23 protein-coding genes are annotated in these 23,371 nt (G+C 37.0%); 9 read left to right on the forward strand and 14 right to left on the reverse strand.

Annotation, left to right across the window (positions count from 1 at the left end; genetic code table 11):
- The 3 genes from ACWITO_RS03140 to cas1b all read right to left on the reverse strand — a co-directional run.
- On the reverse strand, nucleotides 1-923 hold a 923-nt coding region (locus tag ACWITO_RS03140; protein WP_448528554.1), incomplete at its 3' end, for a Cas10/Cmr2 second palm domain-containing protein.
- Between the two features lie 95 nt (nucleotides 924-1,018).
- Nucleotides 1,019-1,282, reverse strand: coding sequence for a CRISPR-associated endonuclease Cas2 (gene cas2 / locus ACWITO_RS03145; RefSeq protein WP_101359215.1), 264 nt, complete (start codon nucleotides 1,280-1,282; stop codon nucleotides 1,019-1,021).
- A 52-nt stretch (nucleotides 1,283-1,334) separates the two neighbouring features.
- Nucleotides 1,335-2,345, reverse strand: a complete 1,011-nt coding sequence (gene cas1b, locus ACWITO_RS03150) for a type I-B CRISPR-associated endonuclease Cas1b (protein ID WP_448528555.1) — start codon at nucleotides 2,343-2,345, stop codon at nucleotides 1,335-1,337.
- A gap of 80 nt (nucleotides 2,346-2,425) precedes the next feature.
- Here cas1b and cas6 point away from each other — a divergent pair, with 80 nt between their 5' ends.
- The 9 genes from cas6 to ACWITO_RS03195 all read left to right on the forward strand — a co-directional run bounded on the left by cas6 (nucleotide 2,426) and on the right by ACWITO_RS03195 (nucleotide 14,042).
- Nucleotides 2,426-3,223: a CRISPR-associated endoribonuclease Cas6 gene (cas6, locus tag ACWITO_RS03155; protein WP_448528556.1), complete on the forward strand. Its 798-nt coding sequence runs from the start codon at nucleotides 2,426-2,428 to the stop codon at nucleotides 3,221-3,223.
- Between the two features lies 1 nt (nucleotide 3,224).
- Nucleotides 3,225-4,124 (forward strand): helix-turn-helix transcriptional regulator, encoded by a 900-nt coding sequence (locus ACWITO_RS03160; protein WP_448528557.1) that lies wholly within the window; start codon nucleotides 3,225-3,227, stop codon nucleotides 4,122-4,124.
- A gap of 49 nt (nucleotides 4,125-4,173) precedes the next feature.
- Nucleotides 4,174-6,192 (forward strand): hypothetical protein, encoded by a 2,019-nt coding sequence (locus tag ACWITO_RS03165; RefSeq protein ID WP_448528558.1) that lies wholly within the window; start codon nucleotides 4,174-4,176, stop codon nucleotides 6,190-6,192.
- Between the two features lie 4 nt (nucleotides 6,193-6,196).
- Complete coding sequence (locus ACWITO_RS03170) at nucleotides 6,197-7,117, forward strand: type I CRISPR-associated protein Cas7 (RefSeq protein WP_448528559.1); 921 nt, start codon at nucleotides 6,197-6,199, stop codon at nucleotides 7,115-7,117.
- Nucleotides 7,118-7,193: 76 nt separating this feature from the next.
- Nucleotides 7,194-7,973 carry a type I-B CRISPR-associated protein Cas5b gene (gene cas5b, locus ACWITO_RS03175; protein ID WP_448528560.1) on the forward strand — a complete coding sequence of 260 codons (780 nt, stop codon included), beginning with the start codon at nucleotides 7,194-7,196 and terminating at the stop codon, nucleotides 7,971-7,973.
- A complete protein-coding gene (cas3, locus tag ACWITO_RS03180) occupies nucleotides 7,957-10,761 on the forward strand; it encodes a CRISPR-associated helicase Cas3' (RefSeq protein ID WP_448528561.1) in 2,805 nt (934 codons plus the stop codon). The genes cas5b and cas3 overlap by 17 nt, the downstream gene beginning before the upstream one ends.
- Nucleotides 10,758-11,294, forward strand: a complete 537-nt coding sequence (gene cas4 / locus ACWITO_RS03185; RefSeq protein ID WP_448528562.1) for a CRISPR-associated protein Cas4 — start codon at nucleotides 10,758-10,760, stop codon at nucleotides 11,292-11,294. The genes cas3 and cas4 overlap by 4 nt, the downstream gene beginning before the upstream one ends.
- 183 nt (nucleotides 11,295-11,477) lie before the next feature.
- A complete protein-coding gene (gene odhB / locus ACWITO_RS03190) occupies nucleotides 11,478-12,998 on the forward strand; it encodes a 2-oxoglutarate dehydrogenase complex dihydrolipoyllysine-residue succinyltransferase (RefSeq protein ID WP_448528563.1) in 1,521 nt (506 codons plus the stop codon).
- 69 nt (nucleotides 12,999-13,067) lie between these two features.
- Nucleotides 13,068-14,042, forward strand: coding sequence for an Rpn family recombination-promoting nuclease/putative transposase (locus tag ACWITO_RS03195; RefSeq protein WP_448528564.1), 975 nt, complete (start codon nucleotides 13,068-13,070; stop codon nucleotides 14,040-14,042).
- A gap of 1 nt (nucleotide 14,043) precedes the next feature.
- Here the strand turns inward: ACWITO_RS03195 and ACWITO_RS03200 are convergent, their stop codons facing one another.
- The 11 genes from ACWITO_RS03200 to aroC all read right to left on the reverse strand — a co-directional run bounded on the left by ACWITO_RS03200 (nucleotide 14,044) and on the right by aroC (nucleotide 23,362).
- A complete protein-coding gene (locus ACWITO_RS03200) occupies nucleotides 14,044-16,113 on the reverse strand; it encodes a ComEC/Rec2 family competence protein (protein WP_448528565.1) in 2,070 nt (689 codons plus the stop codon).
- 110 nt (nucleotides 16,114-16,223) lie between these two features.
- The gene (locus ACWITO_RS03205) at nucleotides 16,224-16,952 is read right to left on the reverse strand and encodes a hypothetical protein (protein WP_448528566.1); all 729 of its coding nucleotides are present in this window, start codon (nucleotides 16,950-16,952) and stop codon (nucleotides 16,224-16,226) included.
- Nucleotides 16,953-16,977: 25 nt separating this feature from the next.
- A complete protein-coding gene (locus tag ACWITO_RS03210) occupies nucleotides 16,978-17,688 on the reverse strand; it encodes a hypothetical protein (protein ID WP_448528567.1) in 711 nt (236 codons plus the stop codon).
- 48 nt (nucleotides 17,689-17,736) lie between these two features.
- Nucleotides 17,737-18,312, reverse strand: a complete 576-nt coding sequence (locus ACWITO_RS03215; RefSeq protein WP_448528568.1) for a hypothetical protein — start codon at nucleotides 18,310-18,312, stop codon at nucleotides 17,737-17,739.
- A 19-nt stretch (nucleotides 18,313-18,331) separates the two neighbouring features.
- On the reverse strand, nucleotides 18,332-18,739 hold the full coding sequence (locus tag ACWITO_RS03220; RefSeq protein ID WP_448528569.1) for a hypothetical protein: 408 nt from the start codon (nucleotides 18,737-18,739) through the stop codon (nucleotides 18,332-18,334).
- Between the two features lie 77 nt (nucleotides 18,740-18,816).
- Entirely contained in the window at nucleotides 18,817-19,806 is a 990-nt protein-coding gene (locus ACWITO_RS03225; RefSeq protein WP_448528570.1) for a hypothetical protein, read from the reverse strand.
- A 38-nt stretch (nucleotides 19,807-19,844) separates the two neighbouring features.
- The gene (locus tag ACWITO_RS03230) at nucleotides 19,845-20,780 is read right to left on the reverse strand and encodes a hypothetical protein (protein WP_448528571.1); all 936 of its coding nucleotides are present in this window, start codon (nucleotides 20,778-20,780) and stop codon (nucleotides 19,845-19,847) included.
- A 97-nt stretch (nucleotides 20,781-20,877) separates the two neighbouring features.
- A complete protein-coding gene (locus ACWITO_RS03235; RefSeq protein ID WP_448528572.1) occupies nucleotides 20,878-21,276 on the reverse strand; it encodes a DUF423 domain-containing protein in 399 nt (132 codons plus the stop codon).
- Nucleotides 21,277-21,280: 4 nt separating this feature from the next.
- Nucleotides 21,281-21,721, reverse strand: coding sequence for an ATP-binding protein (locus ACWITO_RS03240; RefSeq protein WP_448528573.1), 441 nt, complete (start codon nucleotides 21,719-21,721; stop codon nucleotides 21,281-21,283).
- Between the two features lie 129 nt (nucleotides 21,722-21,850).
- The gene (locus ACWITO_RS03245) at nucleotides 21,851-22,186 is read right to left on the reverse strand and encodes an STAS domain-containing protein (protein WP_448528574.1); all 336 of its coding nucleotides are present in this window, start codon (nucleotides 22,184-22,186) and stop codon (nucleotides 21,851-21,853) included.
- 87 nt (nucleotides 22,187-22,273) lie between these two features.
- The gene (gene aroC, locus ACWITO_RS03250; RefSeq protein WP_448528575.1) at nucleotides 22,274-23,362 is read right to left on the reverse strand and encodes a chorismate synthase; all 1,089 of its coding nucleotides are present in this window, start codon (nucleotides 23,360-23,362) and stop codon (nucleotides 22,274-22,276) included.
- Nucleotides 23,363-23,371 lie beyond the last annotated feature (9 nt).

Below are 23,371 nucleotides of genomic sequence, written 5' to 3' on the forward strand. Positions count from 1 at the left end.
GCCGAAAGGGTATTATCAAACTTTTTTTCTTTTTTGTACTTTTCAAAGTTATCTTGAATAATATGGGCGGCATTGAGTATTTTATCCCAAGCACCCACTAAAAAGCAATCATCGCCTCCTGAGAAAACGGGATAAATAAAATGTTTCTCGATAGAGTCTTTTAGGAGATTATAAATTTCTATTTCGAAAAAGTCAGTCAGGTTTTGGGAATTCAGTTTGTAGTCTTTTTCTTCTTTATCTCTGAAAAGTGAGCCTAAATTATCCACATCCATAGCAAGGGCGGCGAGTTTTTTATCGCCTGTGGCATTTTGAGCAATTTCATCAAATTCTACGATACCATTGCTTGTGGTAGGCATTTTATTGAGAACTTTTCCTTCAAATTGCAAGGAGTCTTTTTCCCGAAGTTCAAAAGTAAAACCTGCCTTGCTGAAAGGGTTATTTTTTTGACAATCATTTTTAATTACATATCCGCTACTTCTGACCAAATCTTGGGTAAATTCCTCCCATTTTTTGCTTTTTACGGGAGAAAAATCATATGCTTCGGAATGAAGTGGTTTTTGAAGTTTTGCGATATTTGCCTTTTGGGCAATTTTTTTCATATCTTCCCTAAATTCGCCTTTACTTTCTACAAAGGCAAAAACAGGAAAGATGTTTTCTTGCAAAAATTCTTTTTGAAAGTTTTGGATTGCCTCGTTGAGTTTTTCTTTTTCTGTTTCAAAATAGGCAAAAAAATTGCCTCCGCCTTTGTAAATGAGTTGTGGTGAAGCTACTTTTTGGGCGAAATATTCATAGGCAATTTCTGTAAGAGCAAAAACGTAAAAAGAACGAGCTTTGAGCTGTCGGGCGGCACCATCGCTGGGAACATCAAAAATAAACCCCTGTATGCCTGAAATATCACATTTCAAGAGAAATTTTTGAGGCATAGCATTCAATTTTAAGCAAAGCTATCAGAATTTATGAAAACTCCAAAAGATTATGAGAAAATTTTCGCTGAAATTTGATTAAACATAATGAGAATTTACAAAAAATTATCGGTGCTGTTTTTTTCTTTACCGATAATTTCTTTATCCAACCACTTTTGGTCGCGACTTTTGAAAATAATCAGACTATCGGTATCGGTGTCCATAATTCGAGAAGCCCTGCCGAGCAGTTCATTGAGTTTTACTTCGCTAATTTCTCCCTCAAAAACCGAATTTTGTATCCAATGCAGATACTGCCTGCAAAGTTTGAGCATCTTGCCTACCCTTTGCTCACCACAATCATATACCAAAATAACGTACATAGGTGTTTCTTTTGCTAACTTTTCAACCCTTCAAGGGATAATGTTTTTTATTCTACCACCAAATTTTGAAAGGTTTATACACTTCCATTTCCAAAATGTGCTTAATGAGTTTGTAACACTCCAAACGCACCAGATATTTATAGCTTACGTGTTTATTGAGTGTTCGGTGCTGTATAGTTTCTTTGAGTTTTTCGTCCCAAGCCTTCACAAAAGTTTTCTTGCCTGTTTCTTTCAAAACACAATAATTTAGATTTTTGTCAAAATCTTTCTGTTGAATTTGTTTTTTGTTCAAAAGCGAAAAAATCAGCCTATCTACGAGAATAGGCTTGAATACTTCGGCTAAATCCAGAGCTAAAGAGTATCGTCTTTCACCCGGTTCGTGCAAAAAGCTAATCGTTGGGTTGAGTTGGGTATGGTAAATTTGGTCGAGGCAAAGCGTGTAACACATCATATTGCCGAAGGAAATCAAGGCATTGATTTCGTTTTGTGGGGGTTGTTTGGAACGCCCTTCCATAATGAAATCGTTGATAATAGTATCAAAAGCACTATAATACACCTGACGGATATTTCCTTCCAGAGCCATCATTTGTGGGATATTTAACGAAGCGTTATATTCTAAATCATCAGCCCATTGCTGAATTTGAGCAATTTGAACAGAACAGTCTTTCTGCCGAGCTTGATAATAATGCAAATTTTTTAAGATATTGCTGATAGCTCCCTCTAAAATTTTGCGAGCTATGAGCAACCTTTTTTCAGTAATCAAGTAGTTTTGAGTTTGAGCAATCTGCACCTTGCCTGAAAACAAATATTCTTTGGCTACAAATGAACCTGTGTAATGCTCGTAGTAGTCAAAAAAATGAACGTTAATGTTATTTTTGCCCAGAAAATTGAGTAAAGCACTATTCACTTCCAAACTCCCGAAAGCATAAAGGTTATCTACGTCTTCTATGGGCAAGTATTTGGGTTGGGCTTCGTTGCCCTCTTCATCTGTGGGTGTAAATTTGAGCGTATTATCTTTTCGGCTCAATCTGCCCGCATTGAATAGATAGTAAGTTTTTTTCATAGCAATAGAGAAAAAAAATTACTACAATACTTGCAAAATTAAGACCAAATCATTAGTTTGGTATTACAAAATCTGAATATATGCGTTTTAAGTTGATACTTGCCATAAATACTCACAGAAATCCTATTTTGCCCTTCAATTACCAATACGAGCTTTCCAGTTGGATTTACAAAATTATCAGCAAAGCCGATGAGGAATATGCTTATTTTTTGCATCAAAACGGCTACGAGAGCAATCAAAAAAGTTTTAAGTTTTTTTGTTTTTCCAATTTACTCATTCCGCAGTATAAAATTGTAAAAGATGTGGGCTTTCTGTTGCAAAGTCATCAGATTGCTCTGCTTATTAGTTTTTATGTAGATAAAGCCGCTGAGAAATTTGTAGCGGGTTTGTTTCAAAACCAACGAGGTAGCATCGGGACACAAGAGGCACAAGTAGATTTTCGTGTAGAACGCGTAGAAACCGCCCCCATACGCCTAAGCAAAGAAAAAGTAACTTTACAAACACTTTCACCTTTGGTGATTGCTCAAAGAGATAAGCAAGATAAGAAAAAATATTTAAGTCCTTTGGATAGTGGTTTCAAGGAGCTATTTATCAATAATTTATTGGAAAAATACAAAGCCAGCGGAAAAGAAATGCCCCCTGTGTGGCAGAATTATCCTTTTAGTTTGGAAGTTGATGAAAAGAGCGTCAGAAGCAAACTGATTACCATAAAACAAAATACTTCCACCCCTATTCAAGTGAAAGGTTATTTGTTTGATTTCATACTTCAAGCTCCCAAGGAGCTGTTGGAAGTAGGTCTTACGGCAGGCTTCGGCAACGAAAATGCCCAAGGATTTGGAATGTGTGATGTGATTGAAACCTTGAACCCAAAAAACTAATATGCCCAAATACAAAGAGGAAAACAAGGTAAGAAGTATTTTCAAAGTTTTGAGGTACATTTTAGAAGATACGCAATCTTATACTATTGAACAGCTTAGTAAGAAAACAAACATCAATGCTCGTACTATTCGTAGGTATTTGGACGAAGATTTGCCCGATTTAGGCTTTCCGATTGAAAAGGATGAGAAAAGCAAGAGCTACAAACTGATTTCCAAGCAAGTGCCTATTTCGTTAAGTTATGGTTTTTCTATGGAAGAAGTGCTATTACTCAAAGATTTGCTTGCTACCTTGCCCAGTTCGCCCCTGAAACAAAGCATTTTGAGCAAGATTTTTTATGAGTCGGAATTGAAAAACATAGCTGAAAACTTTTTTCGGAACGCCAGGGGAGGAATCATACAAAAAATTTCCCAAGCTATTGAGCAAAAAAAGCGAGTTATTTTTAGGCGGTATCATTCCATTGCCAGCCAAAGCATTAAAGATAGATATGTAGAACCCATTTGCTTTACGCATAATTTTACGCAAATACGAGCTTATGAAATTGAAAAGCAAGAAGTTAGAAATTTTAGTATTCAAAGAATTGATGCTGTAGAAATAACCGACCAGCTCCGTAGCTACACAGGCGAATTGCAACCCACCGATGCTTTTGGTTTTAGCAATAAAGAAGAGTTTTTTGTAATTTTAGAGCTATCGGAAAAGGCATATTTGCTCTTGCGTGAGGAATTTCCGCTGACAGAACCCTCATTGAAAAAAGAACAAAACACTTACTTTTTCAGAGGCTTTGTAAGAAGCTACAAAGGCATCGGAAGGTTTATTCTCAGCCTGCCCGGTGAGGTAAGAGTAGTAGAAGACGAAGGACTGAAAAATTTTCTGCGAAACGCAATAAAAAAATTCGAGTTTTGACAAAATTTGGAAAAAGTCTAACGTAACTTTACCCTAAAATTGCGAAGATATGATAAAAGAAATCGTACAATTTACTAAAAATCTTGATGAGGGGTTTAAAAACTTAGGCGTAAAGCCGAGAGAAGGATTGCATATAGTTTTAAAATTGACGGAAGAAAATGGTGTTATTAGGCTCGAAACAGATAATATTTTATGTGAGCGTTATACTAATACTAAAAAACTTGCTGAAAGTGAGTTTCTTGAAAAGTGTAAGTTTTTGAGTACAAATGCTTGGTGTATTGATACCAATAAATGTTTTGATTTGCCTGCCAAAGCAATACATTCCTGTTCTCCCTTTTGTGTGGCATTCAAACGAGAGCATTTAGAAGGCGGTGAAAAGTATGCCAGAAACCAAAATGAAAACAAAAAACAAATCCATGAGCGATTAGGCGATTATTTTACCAAGGCTTTGGAGCTATTAGCCACTCCACAGGAGCAAGAAAGATACAAGGTATTCAAGGCATTTTTCATACAAAGGGGATTTGAATGTATTTTGAAAAATATTTTTTCTAAACTTACAGAAGAAACAAAAAGACTTAGCTCCGAGATAGAGGCACTCAAAGAACAACAGAAAAATGAAAGTAATAAAGAGCAAAAAGAACTTCTAAAACAAAAAATCACTGAATTAGAGCAAGAAAAAGAAAAATATAAGCCACTTGAAGACGCTGATTACATCATCTTTTATCTTGATGAGCCATTAGAAAAATATAAAGAAGTACATCAAAAATATCTATCCGACAAGCTATTTAATACAGCTCAATACAACACCGAACCCGATGAAAATGGAGATATCTACGGAACGAGCAACTTCTTCAATAGCTATAACCAAAATATGCCTTTTTTGCTGCATAAAACAGCTACTTTTGATATTACGGGAAGGATATCAGATAAAGATGCCAAATATTTATACGAATTTGAGCAAGTGCTGGCAAGAAACGTTTTACCGAAACCTCTACCAATATTTATATTCAAAGAAGAATTACAGAAAAATGTAATCGCTTTTTTCAAAGAAAGTAAGTTCAAAGCAAGTTACAGGGAAATCATAGAGGGTCTTTGGGAAAAGCACAAAGATGACTTTGGAAATTACTATTTGCTTTTTTATGCCAATACCAAAGACGGCTTGGTTTTCAAAGACTTTGATTTTGTTACAAAGTTTGAGTATGAACTGAGGGATTCGTCAGGTAGGCTATGGGAAATAGAAAATCTTTTTGAATTGTGGGATAAAGACAAAAACCAAATGAAAATATATCCCACACTTTCAAATGTATTTGACTTAGAACAGGTTGTATTCAAGACTTTGATAGGCAACAAGTATAGGTCGCTTGATTATTTTAAAGACTTGGATTTGGAGGACTACAAAGACAGAAATAGTACCCCCAACCGACATTTTGATAATACATTCAATTCTTACACAAAGTATAGAAAAGCTGTATATGATTTTGTTTACAAATCAAAAAGGCAATCTATTACAGTTGACAACTTCAAAGAAATGGTTTTCAATGGTATTCAAGATGATTTGAAGCAAAATAATCCTTATGGTATTAAGGATAAACTCAACTTCTGGTTTAGCCTTTATGAGAAATTTGACATTCATAGCAACCCAAATCATAAAACAATGGCAAGTAAATTAAAAGAGTATCGTGAGTTTATGGAAGCTTTGGCTGAAGACAAAGCCGATGTTTCCCAAGCCAGCTTAGAGCAGTTTGCTTTTGCGGCAGGGCAAGTGATTTATTACATCTTGCAAAAAAGCAAATCGGCAGATACGAGCTATCAACGCTTAGAACCCTATCTGCAACAAGTCAGTTGCGAAGGGCTGAAAAAAGCCATCGCCAATGACTTTGCCCGATACAAACACGAAACCTACTCGGCAAGATTTGAAAGGGCGGCAGCTTTTGTGCTCACCTACCAAACCGATGCCAATCTGAAAAAGGTATTGCCTGAACTTTTGGCAGGTGTTTTCAGTAACAACCAGTTGTTTCCCAAAAAGAACAACCCAGAACCTAACGAAGTAGCAACCTCAAATAACTAAAAATATGAGTAATCTATTCAAAAATCGCGTTTTTGGCTGTGTCGTCATCAAGTCTATCAACTCCAACTACAATGCTGACTTTTCTCATCAGCCACGTACCTTGCCCAATGGGGTGGTTTATGCCACAGATAAGGCATTGAAATGGGCAATTCGAAACTATTTGAAAAATGCCTTATCAGAAAAAGTATTTTACTCCAAATCTCTTGATGACAATATGTCGCCACGTACCCTTGATGAAACGTATGAGTTTCATTTTGGAAAAGATAAACTAAATGAAAAGGATAAAAATAAGCTTAGGCTCAATGTATTAAGAGATATTCTTTCTTGCATAGATGTTCGCTTGTTTGGAGGTACGTATGCGGGTAAGACCAATATCTCTATTCACGGAGCTTGTCAAATAACTCACGGAGTAAACCGATTCCCTGAAAATGTAATTTACTCGGAGCAAATTATGTCGCCCTTCAGAAATCCAGGAGAAAGCAGTACAGAGAGCACAATGACTACCCTGGGCACCCAATCCAAACTTCAAGAAGGGCATTATGTGCACCATTTCTCCATAAACCCTCAAAATATTGCTGATGATGCAAAAAGAGTTCAAAGTGAGGGTTTATTGGTTGAGGATATTAAAAAACTCAAAGAAGCTCTTCGCAAAGGAGCTACGTATTACGATTCTGCGGCTAAAGCAGGTACAGAAAACGAGCTCCTACTTTGGATTCAGCTCAAAGAAAATTCAAAAGCCGTTTTGCCCTCTTTTGTGGAATTGGTGAGCATCAACGAAAATCGTGAGATAGACCTGCAAAAAATAAAAGAATTATTGGCAAAAGAGCATATCAGGTCAGAAATTGAAAAGATTGAGTTGTACTACAACAAGGGCATTACCATTGTTATCAACGCACCAGAGGGAGCAGTAGAGTTAGAATTATAAATTCATTTCCGAACTCCCCTCAGTAAAATGAGGGGAGTTAAAAAATTTCTTGAAACAAATAAAAATTGCCTAAAAGATGCCAAAACTCATTTCTATCGACCTTAAAGCCGATTTTGGCTTTTTTAGAAAGCCGGATACAAACAACACGATTAATTTATCCTACAATATGCTCCACAAGCCTGCCCTGCTTGGCATCTTGGGGGCTATCATTGGTCTGGAAGGCTACAAAGAGTCCGGTAAAGAGCCTGAGTATATGGACAAACTAAAAGAATTAAAGGTTGGTATTGAGCCGCTTAACCACGAGCGGGGTAATTTTCAGAAAACCGTAATCAAATACAGCAATACGGTAGGCTATGCCAATAAAGGCACAAATTTTCTGACAGAAGAAGCCACACTCATCAAGCCATCGTACAGAGTTTATTTGCTTCTTGATTTAGCAAATGAGCATCACAAAAAATTATATGATTACCTGAAAGAGGGTAAGGCAGAGTTTCTGCCATATTTCGGAAAAAATGAGTTTTATGCCTGGTGGGAAAGTTGGGATAATGGCTTTCAGGAATACGAATTTGAGCAAGTAGAAAAAACTGATAGCAGTTTTGCTGTGAAAACATTGATACGCAAAACAAACCAAACCCTCAAAGACCAAAAAGAAGAAATAGGGTTTGACTTTCTGAATTTCGACAAAGAGGAGGCTACCTATATGTATTTCGAACGCTTGCCGGCGGGCTTTGATGATAAACTCAAGCAGTATCAGTTAGCTGACTTCTCTTTCACTACTTTTAAGCTAAAACCTGATACTCGTATTGAGGGGCTATACTTGATTAAATGTAAAAATTACTATGTCCAACTCTTTTAAGACGGTAAAACAATTTATTGAAGAAAGCCCGAAGCTCTCTGACTTACTCATCAATGCTCACAGCTACTATGCTCACGTAAGCACACAAAAAGCCCCTGAGACACTCAGTGAGCATATTTCGCTGGTGCAAGAGAAGTGTATCACTTTATGTGAGGTACATCTTTTAGATGAGGTCATAAATAAACTAATTCTTGATTTGCTCGCTGATGTAGAGCACACAACCGAAACGCTCAACTATGTAAAAAAACTATTTGTCAATACAATCGTATTTCACGATTATGGCAAAGTAAATGAAAATTTTCAGGCTCACCACGAAAAGATGAACAATCCCCTTTTTAAGGGGAAAGAAAAGCCCAATAGCCCTTTGAGCACACACCATTCGGCTTTGGGGGCTTATCTGTATATTGTAAAGCATATTCAGGAAATTGTTAGTTGCTTTCCACCAACACAGCAAGGGTATCTCATCGCTTGCGTATTAGGTTTTTCTTATGTGATTTTCAAGCACCACGCAAGTCAGCTTCGAGATAAAAGAGATTTAGTAAGAAAATTCTGTTTTTCGGAGAATGAAATACATTTCTTGAAGCAGTACATTGGGCAATATCAATTTGTAGTAGATGAAAAAATATCCTCTACGCTTTTTGCCAGCAACCCTAACCTCAAAAGAATTAACATCGAAACTCAGTTTGAAAAGTTAAGCAAACAGACCGAAAAGTTTTCTTTTTACACACTGATCCGTTTGGCTTTTTCGCTATTGACTGCTTCCGACTACTTGGCATCAAACGAATATATGACGGATATTAAACTGGAAGATTTTGGAACACTAAGTCGGCAAAGAGTAGAGCAAATCTATCAACATATTACGCAGAGTGATTTTTTAGACGAGGCAAAGCAAAAGCTTAATTTTAATAAAAAGACTTACCAAGAATTAGATACCTATGGGATACTGAAAAATCCGAAAGAGGTCGGCGGTGAGCATCTTAACACCTTGCGGAAGAAAATGGCTTTTGAAGTAATTAGGAATGTTCGTGCCCATAGTGATAAAAACTTATTCTACATTGAAGCACCCACAGGGGGCGGAAAAACGAACCTTTCTATGCTTGCAACCATTGAGCTACTGAAAGCCAATCCCAATCTGAATAAGGTGTATTATGTTTTTCCTTTTACTACGCTCATCACCCAAACACATAAGGCAATAATGGAAACAATGGGCTTGGGCAGTGATGAAGTCGTACAGCTTCACTCCAAAGCAGGGTTTCAGAGCAAGGAAGAAGACCAGGACGGCGTATATGGTAATCAGAAGCTCAACTATTTGGATAACCTATTCGTAAATTATCCCTTTTGTTTGCTTTCCCACATCAAGTTTTTTGACCTGCTCAAAACCCACGAAAAGGAAAACAATTATTTAATGCATCGCCTGGCTAATTCAGTGGTTGTTATTGATGAATTACAATCCTACAATCCAAGCCATTGGGATAAGGTAATTTATTTCGTCAGAAATTTTGCAAAGTTTTTTAATATAAAGTTCATCTTGATGTCGGCTACCCTGCCCAAGTTAGATAAACTCAATATAATTCAAAACGAAGTACAAGACTTTGTTTATTTACTTCCCAATGCAAAAGAAAAGTATTTCCAAAACCCCAATTTTGCTCAAAGAGTAACTTTTAAGTTTGATTTACTCTCTGAAAAAGAGTTAGACTTAAAAAGGCTCGCACACGTCGTTTTAGAAAAATCTGAGCAGTACGCCCAAAAGGACTTCGGTCAGGCAAAGCCCCAAGGTAGTGTTTATACCATTGTGGAGTTTATATTCAAGAAATCGGCAACAGAGTTTTACAAAGTTATAGCCCAACAAAACACTTTTTTTGACGAGATATTTGTACTTTCAGGAACGATTTTAGAGCATCGCCGAAAATACATCATAGATTTTCTGAAAAACCCTGAAAACAGGAAGAAAAAAATACTTCTTATCACTACTCAAGTAGTAGAAGCAGGGGTAGATATAGATATGGATTTGGGTTTTAAGAACCAATCTTTGATAGACAGCGATGAGCAATTAGCCGGACGCATCAACCGAAACGTCAATAAAAAAGATTGTGAGCTTTATCTATTCAAGGTAAATGAGCCTTCTGTACTATATAGCAAAGACAAACGCTATCAAGCCACTAAACAAATCGAGAAAGAATATGCAGAAATTCTCAACAATAAAGACTTCGACAGACTTTATCAAATAGTTCTGAAAGATATTGATAAGTGGAATGAAACCCCAATGGCGGTAGGTTTTCAGGATTATTTGAGCAATATTACAAATCTAAACTTTCAGGATACTAACAAAAAGTTCCAGCTCATTGAGCAGAAAAATATTTCAGTATTTGTTCCATTGCTCGTTCCAGCAGATACCTTCTCTAAAAGTGAGTTAAAATTTTTAGAAACAGCGAATATTTTGCCAAATGCAGAATGTAAGATAGAAGGCAGTAAAGTTTTCGATTTATACATCAACCTGATAGAAAATAAAAGCCCCGATTTTATTAAACAAAAAGTCGGCTTAAAAACCTTACAAGGCATCATTGCAAAATTTGTATTCTCTATTTTTGACGATAGCAAAGGCAATACACGAAGAAAACTGATAGCGTTTGCTGATATTGAAAAAGTAAATAAAAACAATTATCAAAACAGTGGGACAGACGGCACAAGTTATGGCTACGTATATTTAGCAAGATATGAAAAAGTTTACGACGAAATTTTTGGGTTAGATGATAGCAAGTTTGAAGCTTCTGAAAATTGCATTCTATGACCAAAGTTATTACTGCTTCGCTCATTAATATGTATCACGTATGTCCTCGTGAAATGTGGCTTCACGCCAACGGCATCAATATGGAACAAACCTCCGACTTTGTCTATGAGGGCAAATGGATAAGCGAAACTACCTACTCCCAGCGGAGCGAGCAGTACACCGAAATAGAATTGAAAGCCCTTTACCAAGACATTCAACTTGCGGCAAAGATCGACTTCTATGATGCACGCAATAGGCTTGTTCACGAAGTCAAGAAGTCGGATAAATTGGAGGAGGCTCATATTGCTCAGGTGCAATTCTACCTGTATGTATTGGAGCAAAATGGTGTAGAAAGCCCCACAGGAATTTTGGAATATCCTAAACTGCGTCAGACTTTGCCCATACCCGCACTTTCAGCAGAAACACGAGGCAAAATAGAAGAGTGGCTATCGGAAATTACAAGTATTCTGAAAAGCTCTCAGTCGCCTGAAGCCATCAGAAAAAGCTATTGCAAAACTTGTTCTTTCTTTGATTTTTGCTTTGTAAGTGAATGAATGTTCTACTTTATGCCGAATGTGCATCAGAGTACCAATTTTCTCATTATTTGAACAAGTTGTTTTTTGTCTTTTCAAGTTCTTTTGGGCTATCAAAATTTTTCACGAAAAACCCCTTGAAAAAATCTTTTTTTCACGCAAAATGTTGTTATATTGCAGGGCAAAATAAAAATTCAACTTGTTATGGCAACCATTGAGCAAAAAGTCCCCACTTTGGGCGAATCTATTACCGAAGTTACGGTGGGTTCTTGGTCTAAAAAAACAGGCGACCGCGTAGAATTGGATGAAGTGATAGGCGTGTTGGAGTCGGATAAAGCCAGTTTTGATATTACCGCTGAAAAAGCAGGCATTTTGGAAATTATCGCTCCCGAAGGCTCAACTTTACCGATTGGAGCAGTGCTTTGTAAAATACAAACAGAAGCAACGGCTTCTACAATTCCTCAAAAGTATGATAGCCAACCTGTTGCTACTGCTACTCCTGCAAGCAAGGGCGAAACACTTGTAATGAAAGTAAAACCTTTGGGCGAATCTATTACCGAAGTTATACTTGGCAATTGGCTCAAAAAAGAAGGCGATTTTGTAAAAATGGACGAAGTGCTTGCAGAAATTGAGTCGGATAAAGCTACTTTTGAACTTACCGCCGAAGCAACAGGCATTTTACGTATCACTGCTCAATCGGGGGCTACACTTAAAATTGGAGATGAAATTTGTAAAATTGAAGTTACTGAAAATGCTGTAACTGCCTCAGCCACCGAAACAACACTAAGCAATAGTAGTAGTACCTCTCAACAAAATACGGAAAATTATGCCAAAGGACACCCTTCTATTTCTGCTTCTAAAATTTTGGCAGAAAAAGGCATTAACCCTGCTGATGTGCAAGGTACAGGCGTAGGAGGCAGAATTACCAAAGAAGATGCCTTGAAAGCAGAAAAAAAAGAGCCAAAGCCTGTTTCTGAAACAAAATCTGAAAAGGTTGAAAAAGTAGCCATAGAAGTAAAAGGTGAGCGTGAGCAAAGAGAGGAAAAAATGACATCTTTGCGTAAAACCATTGCCAAAAGGCTGGTAGCCGTAAAAAATGAAACGGCAATGCTCACAACTTTCAATGAGGCAAATATGAAGCCCATTATGGATTTACGAGCCAAATACAAAGATAAGTTCAAAGACAAGCACGGTGTTGGTTTGGGCTTTATGTCGTTTTTTGCAAAGGCTTCTGCTACGGCTCTTTTAGAGTTTCCTGTTATCAATGCCCAAGTAAATGGCGATTATATTGTATATCACAATTTTGTAGATATTTCGGTAGCTGTTTCTACGGATAAAGGTTTGGTTGTGCCTGTGGTACGAAATGTAGAGCAAATGAGTCTTGCAGATATTGAGCGGGAAATTGCTCGTCTTGCCGCCAAGGCTCGCGAAGGAAAACTTACTATTCCTGAAATGACAGGCGGTACTTTTACAATCACAAATGGTGGTGTTTTTGGTTCTATGATGAGTACGCCTATTATCAATGCTCCGCAATCGGCAATTTTGGGTATGCACAACATTGTAGAGCGTCCTATGGCGGTGAATGGTGAAGTGAAAATCCTGCCAATGATGTATTTAGCCCTTTCTTATGACCACCGAATTATTGATGGCAGAGATTCAGTAAGTTTTCTTGTAAGAGTAAAACAACTCTTGGAAGAACCTGAAAGAATGTTATTACAAGTATAAAAACAAAAAGGCGACTTCGGTTGCCTTTTTGTTTGGCTGAAAAAATGTATATTTGTAGAAAACTTGACTATGATACTCAATCCGAAAGTTGATTTGGTGTTCAAAAAGCTATTTGGCTCTGAGGAAAACAAAGATATTTTGATGTCTTTGATAAATGCCATTTTACCACCTCACCAGCAAGTAGCCGATATAACCTTAAAAAACCCTTACAACTTTGCCGATTACATAGAGGGCAAACTCTCTATTTTAGACATCAAAGCCGAAAGCATAGACGGCAGACTTTTTGATATTGAAATGCAAATTCGTTCAAGCAAATTTTACGGCAAAAGAGTGCTTTTTTATTGGGCAAAAATGTATGGTTCGCAATTAGATTACATCAACGAAATGCCCACTGCCGATAAGCAACTCGCAGAAATGGAACGTTTAGCCCAACTGGAACAAGAAGGTAAATTAGGATATTCGGGCTTGAAAAAATGTATTGTCATAAGCCTAATGGATTTTAACTTCTTCAATGATGAGAGGTATAAACGCTATTTTACGCTTAAAGATGGCGATACGAATGAAATCAGCGAGGATTTGGACTATTTAGACCTTTATTTTATTGAGCTTCGTAAGTTCAAAGATGAACTTACAGGCGTGAGAAGCACTTTGGAACGTTGGATAGCCTTTCTGAACAATGCCTATAAATTCAAAACACAACAGCTCCCACAAGAATTGGCAGAAATCCGTGAAATTCAGAAAGCAGATTTACGCCTAAAAGCTATGTATCTTGATGAGCAAGAGCGTATGTATTACGATTCGCAACAAAAATTTTGGCTTGACCAAATTTCTTATGTCGTAGAGTCTATCAAAAAAGCAAGAGAAGAAGGCTTACAAGAAGGTAGAGAGGAAGGAATAAAAGAAGGAATAAAAGAAGGAATAAAAGAAGCAAAACTTTCCACTGCTAAAAATCTGATAAAATTGGGTTTTGATGATGAAACTATCGTTCAGGCTACGGGTTTGAGCAAAAGCGAAATTGAATCTTTGCGAAAAGAACCAAATTGATTTACAGCTTTATTCTAAAACTGCCTTTTTCAAAGACATTATGTGCCTGAATTTTCTTTTCATTGGCTTCTAAACTTAGTTTTTTTGCCAAATAAACGCTATTTGAACCATCTATAATGAGCATTTTGGGTATTTTCTGAAAGCTATCCAAATTTCTAATCGCATTTCTTTGCACAATGCAAAAATCTATTTCAGGTATTGCATTGATTTTCAGCCAATCATTTTTGGTGATTTTATTTTGCAGAAAAACAAAATTTTTGCCTGCATAATGCCAAAATTTCCAATTTCCGAAGTTATGCCAATCGGGTGGGCTTTGATAGGTTTTAGTTTTTGTGCCAAGTTTATCCAAAAGATTTTTACTATTGAAATTGAGCCTTCCTACGGAAAGCGTTGTATCAGACCAAATTTGCGAATGAAAGCCCTCTGTTAGGCTAAAAGTCCAACTTTTCGGAATAGCATACACAACAAAAACCCTTTGCTTGTGTTGTTCTAGATTTTCTGCAAAAAAAGAAAATGCCACAAAAGCATAAGCCAATACGCTTCCTACTAAAAACATAAACTTTTTCGCTTCAAAAAAAGCTATCATTAACAAAATAGCAAGAGCCAAAGCAATTGCTTGTGGAGCATCTAATACTAAACTTGTAGTAGCATAGTCTAAATTTTCAACCCCAAACACAATTTTATTGCAAATCCAAATGGTTTTTTCTAAAACAAAACCAATCATTGTAGGTAAATAAGGCAGAAAAGAACCTATAAGCAAAGCTACGCCTAAAATTAGAATGACCTGCCCAATAGGCACTACCAGCACACTCGCTAAAATGCCATAAGTAGGATATTGATGAAAATGATACAGCGTAATGGGTAAAGTGAAAACTTGTGCCGCTACCGAAACGCAAGTCATTTGCCAAAGGAAATGGATAACTCGGTTAGTTGGCTCGTACAAAGGGTAAAGTTTAGGATAAAAATACACAATACTCAATACAGCCAAATAAGATAGCTGAAAGCCAACGTCCATTAGCAAAAAAGGATTGTAGAGCAACAACAAAAAAGCTGATGCCGCAAGTGTGTTGTAAATATTCGTATTCCGACTAAGATTTTGGGCAATTGTGAGCAGAGAAAACATTGTAACGGCTCGCAGTACCGAACCCGAAAGACCCGTAACAAAAGCATAGAGCCATAAGGCTATCAAAACCACCACTACGTATAGGAGCTTCCCTTTGGGTTTTTTCCTTAAAAAAGCTAAAAAAACATTCAGCAACCCAAAAATTATGCCTACGTGCATACCCGAAACCGCCAAAATATGCGTAACGCCTGCATTGGTATAAGCCTGCTTCAAATCTTCGTCTAAATGATGTTTAATTCCCAAGACCAAAGCCGCCGCAATGCTATACTCTTGTTCAGTTTTGATATTTTCAGCAAAAATTTTGTCGCAAATACTACGCAGTTGGATAGCCCATTTTTCAAAATACTCGTACCAAGCAATTTGCGTAGCTATCCAGACTATTTCATTAGGTTTGAGATATTGCTGATGATAGATATTTTTCAGTGAAAGAAATATCCTATAATTGAATTGAGCCTCATTCAAAGGCTCATTGATAAGTTGTAATTTGTTTTTGGCGATAAAAACATCACCAAACTGCGGCTTGTGTTCTGTTTTTTCTAAGAAAACATTGATTTTATCGGTAGCTTTCAGCCAAAGGCTATCGGCATAGATTTCTGTAATTTCTGCGACAAAATGATAACTTTTGGGCTTTTCTTGTATTTCTGAAATAACACGTGCTTTGAAGTAGGAAAAATTTTCTTTTTGGTTGAGAACGTGGTGAGGCAAATTGGCTTGATTGCGAAAATATACCAAAATAATACCTGCAAGCAATAAAATGATATACCCTAGAAGGCTTTGCCAAGGGGAGAACTTGAAGCGGAAGCGTTTAGGCAAAAACTTCCATAAAATAAAGTATAAGACAACACAGAAAAGCCATACCCACAATAACCATTCTTTGTACCATTGGCTATGATACGCTATGATAATTCCTGTTGCAAAAGGCAAAAGAAATTTGACAAATGAAGGCAATGTTGAGCAGTTTTTTACTGCAAAATACGTGATTTTGGGATAAAAAGCAATTTTTTTGAATAAAAAAGTGGCTCTATGTTAAGCCACTCAAATTTAATGGGTTTATTTTTTTATTTGTCTTTACTTCTTTTGTATTTTACTTGTTTTCCATCTATTTTGAGGATAAGCTCTTTGGCGTCCAATTTCACAATTTCCTTCTCAAATTCGGCTTCAGCGGCTGGCGGAGCATTCTGTGTTTTTTTGAAATAAATTTTATTGCCTTGCACTTTGTAGGTATAAGCATCAGAAAAGGGTACGGCATCATAGTTTCCATTTGCCTTGAAACGAATAGAGCTAAAATCATCACCACCTTCCATATCCCAAAGCCCAATCAGTTTTTTAGGGTCAATTTGAGGTGTTTCTTGTTCGGAGGAAGCCAAATCAGCTTTTACCCAAGTTTGTTTTGTACCATTAGACTGAAGTACCATTTCTTTTTCGTCTAAACTCAAAATCATTGCAGTTCCGCCAGAGCCATAAGTAATTTTGTCTAAATCTATTGTGTAAGTAGTGCCTTCTTCATTGCCATCGCTATAAACTTTGTTTTTATCGTAGAAAGCCCAAAAGCTATTGCTCTCTTTGAGTTCCCAACGTCCCTGAATTAGTTTTGCATAATCAGGAGGCTGCGGAACTGACTCAAGCTGTTTATCAATAGCTTTCTGCTCAGCTTCGCTGAGTTGTACTTCTCCTTTTTGCTCTGTGCTATCTTTTTTAGTTTCTTTCTTTTCTTCTGCCTCTTTTTTGCAAGAATATAAAGCCAAAGAGGCTATCAGTATAGCGAAAATGAGTGTTAATTTTTTCATAAAACTGCTTATTTTATTTACTTGATTATTTTTTTCGTAATAAAGTAATATGTGCTAAAATGAGTTCATTGGCTTCGGTTTCGCCCACTTTTGAGGCTTTGTATTTGCCATCGCCCATTATCTTTTGTACTTTGTCGTAGGTATCATCTTTGGTACGCAGGTCGCCTGTGAAACAAGGAAAGTTCTTGAAAAAATCGCCTGTAGCGGTTTCATTGATAATCAAGCCGCCATATTCCCAACCCATACCATAAAATTCAAAATCGCCATTGGTATTAGCTTTTCGTATGTCATTGAAACTTGAACCAACACTTATACCATTGGCAAATTTGAACTTGGGTTTATCGGCGATACCGATACTAATTTTCTCTATTTCTTTGGCAACTTTGCCAGCCGCCCACGTAACATAAATTTTTCCTTCGGGGCTACTGATAGTAGAGTAAATTCGGTCTTCATCAGTTTTTTCGCCATCCATCATTTCTGTTCCTGCAAAAACGGTATCCGACTTAATATTTTCCTTCCCAAAGGCTTTTTCTAAATCGGCATAATTCATAGAAAATTTTACCCTACCAATACCTTCGCAAGAAATGAGAGTAGAATTTTCTTTTTCTTGCTCGTTATTTTGTTGTGCTTGTTGTTCTTGCTTTTCTTCAGATTTTTTCTCGGTGTCTTTTTCTTGTTTTTTACAAGCGAAAAGTGCAAAAGCGATAATAGCCAAAGTAAAGATATTTTTTCTCATACAATCAGGTTAATTTTTTTAGCAAGATAAAAAAATTATTTCAAAATGCTACTTTTTCACCCACTTAAAAGTGCCGTCATTTACATTGAACTGCATTTCGTAGGCTATACGGAAAGAACTTTCACCGATTTTAGGGTCAATACTACCGATTTGGATAGTAGTACCAATTTGGGGTATTTTTGTAAAAACTGTTCTACCTTCTGGTATAGCATTGAGAACTTCATTGTTTCTTTCCAATGAGATAAACTCCTCCGTGATATTTATCAATTCACCTTTTGCCAATTGATAAAAAGTAGGTGTTTCACCTTGCCAACCCATACCCTCTACTTTTGAAGTAGTGGCACTTACAGCAAACTTCTTTCCATTTTTGGCAAAGAAATATGCCATATCAGTTCGGGCATCGGTTGCCCCCAAGATATAGTACATCGGTGGCTCTGTTTTGTAAGAAATAAATCCGTTTTTGACATCTTGCTTGATAGGGATTACTTTCTTGAAAGCTCCACCGGGCTGGTTGGGGTCTTTCAGAGCTTTTTCTTGGGCTTTGTAATAATCCATCACTGAATTTTGAGCCATTACCGAAAATGCCAATAGCGTTGTAGAAAACAGAAAAACTAATTTTTTCATAAAGCAATTTTGTTTAAGTTTATTTCTTTCTTGTTAGAACCCAAATATCTCCTTCTTTATTTTTACCCAAGTCTTCCAACTCCATATTATCCCCTTGTATTTTGAGAACTCTGAATTTCCAACGGCTGGGGCTATCTTTGAATAGAGGATTAGCTTCCACAGCTTCAATGAGCGTTTTTGCTTTATCAGTGTACTTCCAGTTGTATTTGGTAGGCTTATCGAGCATCGGATTGTAGATGAGTAGTGTACTACCACTAAACTTGAAACTCATTGATATTGAAGCTCCTACGACAAAGGCTAATTTGTCTTTGTCATCAATATTCTGCTTTAATTTGTAGTCGGCTACTTGCCAATGTCCCTTTATATTTTGGGCTTGCAAATGGCAAAAACTCAATAGAGCGATAAGGAAAACAATTACTTTTTTCATTTTTTGGGAATTTAAGGGTTTGACATAGGTTTTTATGCAATTTTTGTTTTGGGCTTAAAATTTTAGGGCAAGAGGCTTTATTCAAATTTATTTCCTCTGATTCTGATAACTTCTTTATCTACACCTGCTTCCATACGAGCACCTCCATCGCCACGCATATAGTTTGTCCAAAGTAGCGTGATTTCGTTACTTTTTCTTATTTCAAAACCAAAACCTAAATAGTAGGGGTCTGTGGGGGAATTGCCCAAAATGCGAGTAGCCAATATTTTCCCATTTTTATCTACAAGGGAAGCAAAAAACATTCTATCGTTTTGCAAAGTATAGGCTTCGGAATGTGTAATGGGTTCTACGGGGTCTAAATTGGCTTGGTAGATGATTAAAAAGTTCTCACCTGATTGGATTTTTCCCCAAAGTATGGCTTCGCCGCTGGCAAGACGTATATTGGCATCTTTCACAAAGTTTGTAATATTCTCAATGCGTCTGCCAAACTTTTTTTCTTCGTAGTAATTTTTGAGCAAATCTCCATCGATAATAGTGCTACCTACCAAAGGTAATTTCAAATTGGCAAAAGCATCTAAAAACTCTTGCGGATTGCGAGGATTACCATAATTTACAGGATTGAGCTGGAAATCAAAGGTTTTTTTGCCATTGCTCCATTTACCTACAATTGTTCCTGCACTATTAGGGTTACCTTGAAAGGTTTCGGCATTTTTCTCTCCGGGCGAAGTCTGAAAAGCAAATTGATTAGCATTATCTCCATAAAGTGGAAACAAGCGAATATTTGCTCCCTTTGAGGAGTTGTAACCATAGTAAGCACCTTGACCATCGGAGTAGAACCAAATAGGATAATCTTTTATTGTGCCTTCGTACCACAGATAATTCTGAAATTTTTTGGGCTTTTCTGCGGTGTTTTCAGCAGAAGAGGCGTTTTCAGGTTTTGTAGCAAGGGCAACTTGTTCAACTTTTTTGTTTTCTTCTGTGCTTTGAACAGAGTTTTGGGCAGAGTTTTCTTGTTTTTTCTGACAAGCTCCTGCAAGAAGTAGTAAGGCAAAAATTGTTTTTTTCATATCTGTAATTATTTTTTTGAACTTTGAACCATAATAAATTAGGCTCTCCACACAAAAAACATATTGATAGCAAAGTAGGTAAGAGGAGCAAGCCAAAGCAACATTCTATCCAGCTTTTTGGCAAGTTCTTCTTTGCCTTTGTTATGAATATGATGTGTAATAGCCGAAAGCAAAATGTAAAGCAAAATAAACGAAAACGTAAGAGCGTGAATTTGGTCGGAGAGTGTGAAAGCATTGCTTTCGGGTAAAGAGCTATCTACGATATATTTGTTACCGACAGCGGCAAATAAGCCTCCAATCGCTAATCCAAATTTAGAATTTAAATCAGCGGCAGGAACTACAAAAACAAGCGAGGAAATTAGTAGGGCAATATACAAACCTAAAAACACCTTAAAAAACAAGCCCCAGCTGTTGCGTTTGATGTAAATAAGTATATCTACTGCTGAATATTCGGAGCTTTCCCCTGAAAGTGAAGGGTCGCCGTAGTTGGTTTCGTATTTGCTGGGGTTGTGTTTGATTTCAAACTTTTCTATTTTCCAGCCTGCAAGACTAAAATTTTTATCTAATTTACTACCTGCAATGTCTGGCTCAAAAACTACCTGACGGCTATCGTAAAGGGTATTTTCCAATTTAATTAGCAAGACTTGCTTATCAAAAGGGAAGTTATGAGTTACCCAATCTTGTTGCATTTTGCCTACAATCTTTGCCGAAACCCAATTCCAACCATTTACTTTTTCTACTGATGAACTTTGTACTTGGAAAGTTTTGTTATTGGCGATTTCAAAGTTTTTTTCAATTGCAAGACTATCTTTTTTGTGCAAAAACCAAAGGTCAAAGGCAGTGGAAAACTCTCCGTTTGCCATACTGACATCATAAATAGATTTGACAAAAACCCCCACCTTTACCTTTTCGGGTTGGGCTTGAGCTGAAAGAAAAATCAGAGATGCGAAAAAGGGGAGAAAGAATCTTCTCATTTTTGTAGAATTTTCTACAAAAATGAGAGTTGTAGCGGTAAAAAGAGAGACTTTTTTACCAAATTAAAGAATTTTTTAATCAAAGTGCTAATTTAGTTTATGAAGTAGAGGAACGTGCATAGAGATGGGAAGGAGTATCTTTTATACTAAAACCCACCAAAAGCCAACCAACTATAAAAGCCACGCCTCCTATGGGCGTAATAGCTCCTAATATTTTGATTTGCGTGAGGGCAAGTACATACAAAGAACCCGAAAAAATCAGAATACCTGCCAAAAAGCACCAAAAGGCAATTTTAGTAATTTTATTTTGAGGAAAAATTGCCATTAGAGCAAGAGCAAAAGTATGATAAAAATGATAGCGATTAGCGGTTTGGAATACTTCGGTATAGCCATTTTGGGCAAGCATCTCTTTCAAGCCGTGAGAACCAAAAGCCCCCAAAGCTACTGCCGTACCCCCTAAAAATGCAATGATTTGAAACATAGTTGTTCTACTCATAAAATCACTTGTTTTTATTTTTGAGTAGCAAAAATGGCAATCTTTTTTGCAATCGCCAAATGTTGGTGTTATCTTCGTAATACACTTCCACTTCGTCCATAATATTTTTGACAAGTGTAAGCCCCATACCTCCTTTGCGTTTTTGCTTTTTGAGGTCTTGCAGATTGGCGTCTTCGTGTTGGGTGAGGTCAAAATAGGGGGAATTGTAATCGTAAATTTCAAAAGTTACTTCGCCTTCGTTTTCAGTAAGGGAAATATCAATATCTTTTTGTACGTCGTTTTTAGCAGAATGAATGATAAGATTTGCCAGTATTTCATCAACGACCAAAATCAGTTGGTTACTTTCTACTTCGGGTACTTGCATTTGGGCAAAAACATTTTCTAAAAAAGTGCGTACTTTTTTGAGATTTTTCTTTTCCGCTTTTATGCTAATGTTGTACTTCATACAAGTTTAGGGGTTACTGGCTCGGATTTGAGGGACGTTTAAGGTTTCAACTGCAAACTTTCTAACCTCAAACTTGAACTTCAACAGATTTCTGCTTATTCCCAAATATTCCCCAAAGTTCTTCAAAATTTACTTCACTGCTTGCAAGGCTAAGTCTTGGCTCGGATAGTGTTTTATGAGTTCGCCAAGTCCTAAAATGTCAAAAACATTTTTCACTTTTTCATTCATAGAGCAAAGAGCAAAAAATATATTTTTTTCTTCTAAATCTGAAAGGTGCGACATAAATACCCCCAAACCTGCTGATGAAATATAATTCAATTTTTCGCAATTTACGATAATTGCTTTTTCATTGCGTTGAATCGCTTCTTGCATTGCATTGTCTAAAATAATAGATGAGGAAGCGTCTAAATCACCCTCTACGTGCAACAAATAAACATTCTCTTGATGTTCGGCGGTTAGGTTCATCTTTTTATTAAATTACGTGCAGAACTTACACAAAGTTACATTTTGGCTCAAAAAGTAGGTTATTTTTTTGTAAAAAGTTTGCAAACTTTATTGTAAATTTCTGTTATTGAGTGCTTTATGAATTAAAAAAAAGTCCATCAGTACAATAGCCGCCATAGCTTCTACGATAGGCACGGCACGTGGTACTACGCAAGGGTCGTGTCTGCCTTTGCCTGTAATTTCAATGCTTTCGCCTTGCAAATTGATACTTTCTTGGCTTTGCATTAGCGTAGCTACGGGCTTGAAAGCTACCCGAAAGTAAATATCTTCTCCATTAGAAATTCCGCCCTGTACGCCTCCCGAGAAGTTGGTTTTGGTGCGAACTTTATCATTTTCTTTGAAAAAAATATCATTATGCTCCGAACCTTTCATTTTTACACCTTCAAAGCCACTGCCATATTCAAAACCTTTTACTGCATTGATAGAAAGCATCGCCTTGCCGAGTTCGGCGTGAAGTTTATCAAAAACAGGTTCGCCCAAGCCCACAGGCACATTTCGGCATACACAGCTAACTACCCCTCCAATTGTATCGCCTTGCTTGCGAATATCTTTGATGTAGGCAATCATTTTTTGAGCAAGAGGCTCATCGGGGCAACGTACTTCGTTGCTTTCTGCACTGCTCAAATCTAATTCCTGATAAGATTTTTGTAAAATTAGTTCTCCAATTTGTGAAGTATAAGCCTGAATTTCAATACCTAATTTTTTGAGAAAGAGTTTGGCTACTGCTCCTGCGGCTACTCGGGCAAGGGTTTCTCTTGCCGAACTGCGTCCTCCGCCTCGGTAATCTCTGATACCATATTTTGCCTGATAGGTATAGTCGGCGTGAGAAGGACGAAAAGCCTCTGCAATATGCGAGTAATCTTTACTTTTAGCATCTTCGTTCCATACAAGCATAGCAATAGGTGAGCCTGTACTTTTCCCTTCAAAAATTCCTGAAAGAATTTGTATTGTATCGCTTTCTTTGCGTTGTGTAACAATAGCCGATTGCCCGGGTTTGCGTCTATCCAGTTCTTTTTGAATAAAATCTACATCTATTTCAAGTCCTGCGGGACAGCCGTCTATCACTACACCTACTGCAAGCCCGTGAGATTCGCCAAAAGTAGTAATACGAAAAAGTTTTCCATAACTATTAGACATTCCGTAAAT

Source organism: Raineya sp. (assembly GCF_053497555.1).